An 8,580-nucleotide genomic window follows, 5' to 3' on the forward strand; every position below is an offset into this window, starting at 1 on the left:
GGGAGGAGGGAAATGGAATGGCAAGAAGCAAAGAATTCGAAGAGACCGCGGTATTGGATAAGGCGATGAGGCTCTTTTGGGAACAAGGTTACGAGAAGACATCCATAACCGATCTGGTCGAGCATATGGGAATCCATCGCAGAAGCTTGTATGACACATTTGGCGACAAACATACGCTGTTTCTGAAAGCTATGAATCGTTATGTTGACAAAGTCAAGGCCGCGATTCCAGGAGAACTTAAACGCTCCAAGACTGCTGCGGAAGCTCTACAGATTTTTTTTGGCTTCATGACTCGCGAAGAAGAGGACTTGCCTTCCGGCTGTTTAATGGTGAATTCGGCGGTGGAATTGGCAGCGCGCGATGCAGATGTGGATACAAAGTCCACTGAAGCGTTCACAACAACAGAGCAGATGCTCAAGGAAATTATTCTTTGGGGGCAGCGGGACGGTGAATTTACCTCTGATTACGATGCCGGGGAACTGGCGGAATATCTGCATAATGTTTCGGTTGGGTTAAGGGTAATGACAAGAACCTCGATTGCCAAAGAAAAACTTTACAGTATAGCCAATATATCGATGAAGCTTTTAGGAGGGTGATGGATTTATTTTTTTCATTATATTAGAATGACCGTTCCCGAAAATTGACGGGATTTATTAATGTTAAAGGTGGGCTATAAAATGAGAAAAACTGTACTTATCACCGGAGTGTCGGGCGGGATTGGCAAAGAGTTGGCGGATCGTTTCGCCAAGGGAGGATTTGATTTGGTGCTGGTGGCGCGCAGCGAAGGTAAGCTTTTGGAGCTCGCGAAGGAATATCGGAAAAAATATGGCACCCAAGCGACGGTCATCGCCAAGGATGTCGCGTCACACGGCGTGCCGGAGGAGATTGCCGCGGAACTCAAGGAGAAGGGGATCGCCGTCGACTATCTTGTCAATAATGCGGGCTTCGGTTTGTATGGGACCTTCATGGAGACGCAGCTTGAGCAAGAGACGAATATGATTGACGTCAATATCAAGGCGCTGACTGTTATGACGAAGCTGTTCTTGCCGGATATGGTCAAACGGCGCCAAGGGGGCGTGATGAATGTGGCTTCGTTGGTGGCTTTTTTTCCGGGACCTATGATGTCTGTTTACTACGCGTCGAAGGCGTACGTGCTGTCGTTCACCGAGGCTCTAGGGAACGAGTTGAGTGGCACGGGTGTGACTGTTACGGCACTATGTCCGGGGCTGACGTCAACCGGCTTCGTCGACCGTTCGGGTATGGGCGCCTCGAAGCTGTTCCAGAGGGGCGGCATCATGGAGGCCGGGCAGGTGGCTGACGAAGCGTACCGAGGCTTCTTGCGCGGCAAGACGTTCATAATGCCAGGGGCTCGCAACCGGTTCTTGGCGTTCCTTCCGCGGTTGATGCCGCGCAAGATGGTGACCCGTATGATCAGATCCATACAGGAAAGAGCGGGGCATTGAATTTGATATGATTTCTTGTAAAGAAGCAGGTATCCTAACATTTAAAGGAGTGTTGTTCAGCGTGAAATTTTAGCTCTAACCTTTCTTTTTTTCACTAAAATAGAATGATCATTCTTCAATTATCCAAAAAATAATTTTAATAGGGAGAGAATCGTATGAAGTATACAGTTATTACAGGAGCAAGTTCAGGAATAGGTTATGAGACAGCATTGGCGTTTGCGGCTCGAGGCAAAAACCTCATTATTGTAGCTAGAAGATTGGAAAGATTAGAAGAGCTTAAATCAAAAATTCAGGAAATAAATTCTGATTTAGATGTTGTTATTCGTACAAGTGACCTGTCTGTCACAGAACAGGCATATACCCTGTATAACGATCTAAAGGAGTATAAAATTGAGACTTGGATTAATAATGCCGGGCTTGGTGAATCCTCTTTTGTAGCGGATCAGAATTTAGATAAAGTGGAACCCATGTTACGTGTTAATATCGAATCCTTGACCATCCTTTCTACACTATTTGTGCGTGACTATGCTGATGTAGAAGGAACTCAGTTAATTAACGTATCATCGGCACTCGGATATGTAATTGCTGTTGGTAGTGTTGCTTATTCTGCTTCTAAATATTATGTTAGTGCCTTCACCGAAGGACTTGCAAAAGAACTTGAACTGAAAGGTGCGAAAATAAAGGCAAAGGTTTTAGCACCAGCGTTGACGGAAACGGAATTTGTGAAAAATTCGATGGGCATAGAAGAATTTGATTACAAAGCAAATCTCCCTATGTACCACACAGCTAAGCAAATGGCAGACTTTATGCTGGAAGTTTACGATAGTAATGCAGTAGTAGGAATTGTAGACCAAAACTATGAATTCAAATTAACAGAGAAAATCTATCCGATACTAGAAAGTTTGTAACTCAACGGAAGGATGCTGATTAAAACGAAAACACTCATGAAAGCAGCTCAGATCACCAAGTACTCAAAAAAAATCCATGCGCAAGTCAATGACATTCCAATTCCAGAAATCGGCGATAACGAAGTTTTGGTAAAGGTTAAAGCTGCCGCGGTCAATCCACTCGAAATGTTAGTTATCACAGGCAGCGTGAAAGTGATTCAAGATTATGAATTCCCATTAACGATAGGCAATGAATTGTCAGGAGTTATCGAAAAAGTCGGAAAAAATGTGAAAGACTTTCACGTAGGAGATGATATCTATACACGTCTCCCACTGAGAAAAATTGGTGCTTTTGCGGAATATGCCGCAATTGACGCTGCCGCAATCGCTCCCATGCCAAAAAACTTATCCTACGTGGAAGCCGCTGCTGCAGCTTTGACTGGACTTACAGCGTATCAAGGCCTAAATGAAGAACTTGAGGCACAGTCTGGAAAATCCGTTTTCATTCCAGGTGGATCGGGTAGCTTTGGTCAGATGGCTGTCCCAATTGCAAAGGCAATGGGTCTAAATGTCATTGTAAGTGGCAACTCACAAGCACGCGAACGCACTTTGGTGATTGGTGCAGATCAATATTTGGATTAAACAAAGGAAAACTATGTTGACTTGTTGTCGAATGTCGATTATGTGATTGATACCTTGGGGGCCAAAGAATTTGACAATGAATTAAAAATCATTAAACCGGGCGGAAGATTGCTCTCTCTAAAAACAGGACCAAATAAACGCTTCGGAGAAGACAATAACTTACCATGGTGGAAACAAAAGCTATTTTCTCTTGTTGGCGCAAAGTATGACAACAAAGCCAAGAAACACGGCGTGGAATACCGCTTTATCTTCGTTCGTTCTAATGGCGCACAACTAAAAGAGATTACCAAAATCATTGAAAAAAACAACATTGTTCCACCAATTCATTCAACACTATTTACCATAGGCAACGTAAATGAAGCGCTAGAACTAGTCGCAAATGGACGTCCAAAAGGGAAGGTGATTATCAATTTTTAAGGAGAACATGATGAAAGCAGTCCAAATATACAGCTACCTATAAATTTCCGTTAACACTTGGGAATGAACTTTCAGGTGTAATTGAATCGGTTGGCGAAGCAGTGACAGTCTTTAAAAAGGGCGACAGAGTATATGCACTAATGCCACTAGATACAATGGGTGCTTTTGCAGAATATGTTGTTGCAAAGGGAATGAAACGAAACCGCTCTCTAAACGGATAGAGAGCGGTTGTTTGTGTGAAAGTCAGGTATATTACTCTTCGCGTTTTTTTACAAATTCATCAATCCTCATATCAGCATCGTGACGCGCGCTTTTGATAAAACCACCGACATGTCTTTCATGGTTCTAATCGTTTTCCCGCCTTACTCGTGCATCTTACACGGCTTGACATGCAACTAAAAAGTTGCATATAATAGGAGCAAGGAGGTGAATGCCTTGAAATGGAAAAAGTTTTTAAAGCACTTGCTGATGGAACACGCAGAGAATTACTCGACCTCTTGTTCGCAAATAACGGACAATCCTTAACAGATCTCTGTAAACAAATGACAATGAGTCGTCAAGCTGTTACGAAGCACCTTCTGCTACTGGAAGAGGCAAATCTTGTTACTGTCGTCTGGCAAGGCCGCGAAAAGCTTCATTATCTTAACCCGGTTCCAATCGGAGAAATTTATGAACGTTGGATCGGCAAGTTTGAGCGTCACCGGATTGAGGCATTAAACACACTAAAGCAAGCCCTGGAGGAGGATTCTAGGCATGAATAAAACTTCATTCGTTTACGTTACTTACATTGCAACTACACCTGAGAAGCTTTGGGCAGCCCTAACTAACAGTGAATTCACCAAACAGTATTTTTTCGGTCGTGAAATCGTTTCGGATTGGCAGGTTGGTTCCAGCTTTAAATTGATGAATAAAGGTAAGGTTGTTGATTTCGGCGAAGTTCTTGTATACGAACCGTATCGTTTACTCACAGTTTCCTGGAGTGTCAAAGACGTTGAAGGAGATCGAATCTCCAAAGTTACTTACGAATTAACACCTATGAACTCTACTGTAAAACTGACGCTCCGACACGATGATTTATTAGAAAAGGATATTCGCAAAGATGAAGGCAAATTGGAAGGATTTAATAATGGCTGGCCTGTTATTCTTAGCAATTTAAAGAGCCTGCTCGAAACAGGCAAAACCCTGCCAGCCTTTTAATTTAACTCTTAGGCTAATTCTTCGTGTGCCTTTAATAAACTCAAATTGAAAGGGAGTTTACAAATGAATGGAAATCATTTCAACGTTGTGGAAGCAGGTCCTTTTAGCAGTCTTTTGAGTATGTCGAAGGACCCCATCCCAGGTAAATACTTTCTGAAGGATAGGCTTGAACTAACCGGTATGGAGGTTTCACTGAACCAACTTCCGGAGGGAGGTGCAGTCCCGTTCTATCACACACATCGCGAAAATGAGGAGCTATACCTTTTCATTGGCGGCCGAGGTCAGTTCCAGGTGGATGGACAGATTTTTGATGTTAAGGAAGGAACGACGGTTCGCGTTGCACCTGAAGGAGAACGCACTCTACGCAATAACGGTACTGGGGATTTGTTTTTCATCGTAATTCAAGTCCAGGCGGGCAGTCTCCGTCAATGGGTGAAGACGGATGGCGTCGTACTCGATAAACCAGTGACCTGGCAGGAATAAGATCAGTTACTATAAAATACAACCCAATACTCAGAAAATATGTTAAAGTTAACAGGAAACGAATTAAACGAATCGCTAAATATCTCACGTAAAAAGAACTCTCCAGAAGCGGAGGGTTCTTACATGTCGCTAATGGGAGTATGTTCGTATCGCTACTACACATTATTGTCGGAGGATATGATTTTCTCGCGAATGCTCGCTTATTCGCAGGACTAGGTTTAAGATGATTATACAGATTGACATCGACACAATATGTGTATATGCTCATATTTATGAGAGAACATAATTCAACTTCAGATTTTTCAGGGACGACCGATTATACAACAGAGTGCGCTTGCTTGAATTTAAGAAAAGCGTCCCGGTTCATTACCAGTTTATATGATGAATATTTAAGACCAGTCGGGCTTCGGGCAACCCAATTGTCTGTCCTTATGGCACTTGAACAGGCCGGGCCTGTCACCATTACATCTCTCTCCGAAATACTTCTGATGGATAGGACCACACTGCCACGGGATCTCAAGCCGCTTGAGAGACAGGGATGGGTGTCGATTACGGAAGGGGAGGATCGCAGAAAACGATTTATTGCTCTGACGTCCGACGGCCGGGACCTTCTTAAGCGTGCGCTGCCGTTATGGGAACAGGTGCAAATCCGTATTCGAGAACATATGGGCGATGACCGTTATAAAGGTTTGCAGGGCCAATTGTCCGATATCGTTAAGCTGAACAGGTAAGATTAATTTTTTTCACCAAAAGGGTGTATATACACTTAAAAAGAAAGGATAGATGAAAGTGGCCGATATGAAAAAACATCCCACAGTTGTGCGTTACTACGAATCCTCTGCGCAATCCACCACTCTTGAAAACGAAACGGTTGATTATGAGTGGATACGTGAATTGTGTCTTGAGGCCGGAGCTGACGATGTCGGGGTTATATCCATTGAACGCTCCGAATTGGATGATCAGCGTGATGACATTCTGTCCGCATTTCCGCATGCTAAGACGATGATCAGTTTCGTTGCCAGAATGAATCGAGAACCGATCCGCACACCAGCGCGATCCCTTGCCAATATTGAATTTCATCATACCGGCGATAAGGTAGCGGAGACAGCCCATCATATCGTGTCCGCTTTGGAAGCGCGAGGGATACGGGCTTTAAATGCAGCAATGGGTTTCCCGATGGAAATGGATAAGTTTCCCGGAAAGGCCTGGGTCGTTTCGCTCAAACCTGTTGCCGTTGCAGCAGGGTTAGGCCATATAGGCATCCATCGCAACGTGATTCATCCGAAATTCGGAAACTTCATTCTGCTTGGTGCCGTTATGATGGATGCCCGGGTCAACAAGGAGGATCGGCCGATTGACTACAACCCGTGTCTGGAATGCAAGCTTTGCGTATCTGCCTGCCCTGTGGGCGCGATCGGTGCTGACGGACAATTTAATTTTTCTTCATGCGCTACGCACAATTATCGTGAGTTTATGGGCGGTTTCAGCGACTTTGTGGAAACGGTCGTGGACAGCAAGAACGTCAAAGAGTACCGGAATGAAGTATCGCTAACCGAAACGACTTCTTGGTGGCAAAGTTTGAGTTTCGGGGCTAACTACAAAGCGGCTTATTGCTTGTCGGTTTGTCCGGCGGGCGATGATGTGATCGGGCCGTTTCTGAAAGACCGTAAAGGGTTCATGAATGATGTATTAAAGCCGTTGCAGGCAAAAGAGGAGACGGTGTATGTAACCCCTGGCTCCGATGCGGAAGCGTATGTCGCGAAACGGTTTCCCCATAAAACGATAAAACGCGTCGGGAATGGACTCAGGCCGAACACGATCCGCCTTTTGATCACCCTCATGCCTCATGCATTCCAGCCGAAGCAGGCGTCGGGTTTAAACTGCACCTATTATTTTGCATTCACTGGAGATGAAACGAGACAAACGACGATCGACATTCGTGACAATAAGCTCCAGATTAGGGACGGTTTTCACGGCAAGCCGGATATTCGGATTACGGTGGATAGTAAAACGTGGCTTAAGATCGTGGCGAAGGAAAAAAATGTGGCTGTGGCATTGTTGACAAGAAAACTGCGGATCAAAGGGAACCCCCAATTGTTGATGAAATTTGAGAAATGCTTTGCTTAATAAGAGTGTGTATACACTAATATAAATCATTTATAGAGAAAGGATTGATTTTTATGAAAATGGATTCCAACACAATTCTTATAACGGGTGGAACATCCGGGATTGGATTCGAGCTTGCTAATCAGCTCCTTCAGCTGGGGAATATCGTACTTATTACCGGGCGGGATCAGTCCAAGCTGGATCTAGCCAAAAAGAAACTGCCAAGCGTTCACACATTTCAGTGTGATGTAAGTGATCCAAAGGCCATTTCTGACCTTTTTGAAAAAGTAACCAGCCAATTTCCAGAACTGAATTTTCTAGTTAATAACGCAGGGGTTATGCGTACATTGAATCTTCATACCAAAGAGGTTGATTTAGAGGATATCAGCAGCGAGATTGAAATTAACCTCAGCGGTTCGATCCGCATGGTGAACCAATTCTTATCGCATTTAAAGGCGAAGAAATCTGCTGCGATTATGAATGTCTCATCCGCACTTGCATTTGTTCCTTATCCGGTATTGCCGGTATATTGTGCGACGAAAGCCGGTATTCATTCATTTACTCAATCATTGCGAATGCAGCTAAAAATTACGAATATTAAAGTGTTTGAATTGGCGCCTCCAACGATTCAGACCCCTTTAATTAAAGCTCTTGATGGTTACGAGATCAAAGGCGTAAAGCCAATGGATGCCGGTAAGATGGTCAGGTACACAATCGAGGGTTTGAAAAATGATCGCTTTGAAATCCTGCCGGGTCAGAGCAGTTTGCTGAAGTTCATGAGTCGTGTTGCACCTCAGTTTATTTTAAATCAGATGAGCAAAACCGTTGATAAAATGCTGGCTCAAACCAAGAGTTAAGAAGTGGACTGCTAGATGAGCAAACTGTTCTTATCACCGGGGGTGTCGGGCGGGATTGGCAAAGAGTTGGCGGATCGTTTCGCCAACTAGTATTTTGGGGGGAATTCGTGAAAAGTTCGAGTTGGGTTGGAACCGGGTTATTGAATTGGGTAAAAAATATCCACATGGCTTTCAATTTATTGAGCAATATTCGTTCTCGCCTTACATTCATGACGAGGTGAAACAGGCTGTCTATACCGGCGGTTGGTGCGGGCCAATGAATAAATTGTACGAAGAAGCAATTCAGCAGAAGCTGTTTATTCCTATGAATCCGGGAATGATGGTGCAGATGCATTACGGTTCTTTTGTTTACATGTTGAAAGCTCATCTGCATGGTGTCCTCGAATTAAATCAAAAGGCTTTATCCTTAGGCGTGCCCAAGGATAAAGCCTTAGAGTGGGGAAATACCCGAAAAGGGTATTGGCGTATTGCTGGAAGTCCGATCTTGGGTCGAGCATTAAACAACCAATATTGGGAGTCTAATGGTTT

The 8,580-nt window shown here is 44.1% G+C and carries 9 protein-coding genes and 3 pseudogenes; all 12 read left to right on the forward strand.

Going from position 1 to position 8,580, the window contains the following annotated elements; genetic code table 11:
* Positions 1 to 17: 17 nt before the first annotated feature.
* Positions 18 to 596 (forward strand): TetR/AcrR family transcriptional regulator, encoded by a 579-nt coding sequence (locus ACESLK_RS26185; RefSeq protein ID WP_373232745.1) that lies wholly within the window; start codon positions 18 to 20, stop codon positions 594 to 596.
* A gap of 81 nt (positions 597 to 677) precedes the next feature.
* The gene (locus ACESLK_RS26190; protein WP_373232746.1) at positions 678 to 1,463 is read left to right on the forward strand and encodes an SDR family NAD(P)-dependent oxidoreductase; all 786 of its coding nucleotides are present in this window, start codon (positions 678 to 680) and stop codon (positions 1,461 to 1,463) included.
* A gap of 155 nt (positions 1,464 to 1,618) precedes the next feature.
* Entirely contained in the window at positions 1,619 to 2,371 is a 753-nt protein-coding gene (locus tag ACESLK_RS26195) for an SDR family NAD(P)-dependent oxidoreductase (RefSeq protein WP_373232747.1), read from the forward strand.
* Positions 2,372 to 2,407: 36 nt separating this feature from the next.
* Positions 2,408 to 3,409, forward strand: a pseudogene (locus tag ACESLK_RS26200) (NADP-dependent oxidoreductase).
* Between the two features lie 44 nt (positions 3,410 to 3,453).
* Positions 3,454 to 3,630, forward strand: a pseudogene (locus ACESLK_RS26205) (alcohol dehydrogenase catalytic domain-containing protein); the annotation flags it as partial.
* A gap of 219 nt (positions 3,631 to 3,849) precedes the next feature.
* Positions 3,850 to 4,170 (forward strand): ArsR/SmtB family transcription factor, encoded by a 321-nt coding sequence (locus ACESLK_RS26210; RefSeq protein ID WP_373232748.1) that lies wholly within the window; start codon positions 3,850 to 3,852, stop codon positions 4,168 to 4,170.
* On the forward strand, positions 4,163 to 4,606 hold the full coding sequence (locus ACESLK_RS26215) for an SRPBCC family protein (RefSeq protein ID WP_373232749.1): 444 nt from the start codon (positions 4,163 to 4,165) through the stop codon (positions 4,604 to 4,606). The genes ACESLK_RS26210 and ACESLK_RS26215 overlap by 8 nt, the downstream gene beginning before the upstream one ends.
* 63 nt (positions 4,607 to 4,669) lie before the next feature.
* The gene (locus ACESLK_RS26220) at positions 4,670 to 5,089 is read left to right on the forward strand and encodes a cupin domain-containing protein (RefSeq protein WP_373232750.1); all 420 of its coding nucleotides are present in this window, start codon (positions 4,670 to 4,672) and stop codon (positions 5,087 to 5,089) included.
* 338 nt (positions 5,090 to 5,427) lie between these two features.
* Complete coding sequence (locus tag ACESLK_RS26225) at positions 5,428 to 5,820, forward strand: MarR family winged helix-turn-helix transcriptional regulator (protein ID WP_373232751.1); 393 nt, start codon at positions 5,428 to 5,430, stop codon at positions 5,818 to 5,820.
* 52 nt (positions 5,821 to 5,872) lie between these two features.
* Positions 5,873 to 7,216 (forward strand): SCP2 sterol-binding domain-containing protein, encoded by a 1,344-nt coding sequence (locus ACESLK_RS26230; protein ID WP_373232752.1) that lies wholly within the window; start codon positions 5,873 to 5,875, stop codon positions 7,214 to 7,216.
* A 53-nt stretch (positions 7,217 to 7,269) separates the two neighbouring features.
* A complete protein-coding gene (locus tag ACESLK_RS26235) occupies positions 7,270 to 8,052 on the forward strand; it encodes an SDR family oxidoreductase (protein WP_373232753.1) in 783 nt (260 codons plus the stop codon).
* A 391-nt stretch (positions 8,053 to 8,443) separates the two neighbouring features.
* Positions 8,444 to 8,580, forward strand: a pseudogene (locus ACESLK_RS26240) (group II intron reverse transcriptase/maturase); the annotation flags it as partial.

The sequence above is a fragment of the Cohnella sp. genome (assembly GCF_041640265.1).
Lineage (GTDB): Bacteria > Bacillota > Bacilli > Paenibacillales > Paenibacillaceae > Cohnella.

Bases quoted from the DNA above. Each gene is read 5' to 3' on its own strand.
- ACESLK_RS26185 (WP_373232745.1), top strand. From the start codon at position 18: ATGGCAAGAAGCAAAGAATTCGAAGAGACCGCGGTATTGGATAAGGCG.
- ACESLK_RS26190 (WP_373232746.1), top strand. From the start codon at position 678: ATGAGAAAAACTGTACTTATCACCGGAGTGTCGGGCGGGATTGGCAAA.
- ACESLK_RS26195 (WP_373232747.1), top strand. From the start codon at position 1,619: ATGAAGTATACAGTTATTACAGGAGCAAGTTCAGGAATAGGTTATGAG.
- ACESLK_RS26210 (WP_373232748.1), top strand. From the start codon at position 3,850: ATGGAAAAAGTTTTTAAAGCACTTGCTGATGGAACACGCAGAGAATTA.
- ACESLK_RS26215 (WP_373232749.1), top strand. From the start codon at position 4,163: ATGAATAAAACTTCATTCGTTTACGTTACTTACATTGCAACTACACCT.
- ACESLK_RS26220 (WP_373232750.1), top strand. From the start codon at position 4,670: ATGAATGGAAATCATTTCAACGTTGTGGAAGCAGGTCCTTTTAGCAGT.
- ACESLK_RS26230 (WP_373232752.1), top strand. From the start codon at position 5,873: ATGAAAGTGGCCGATATGAAAAAACATCCCACAGTTGTGCGTTACTAC.
- ACESLK_RS26235 (WP_373232753.1), top strand. From the start codon at position 7,270: ATGAAAATGGATTCCAACACAATTCTTATAACGGGTGGAACATCCGGG.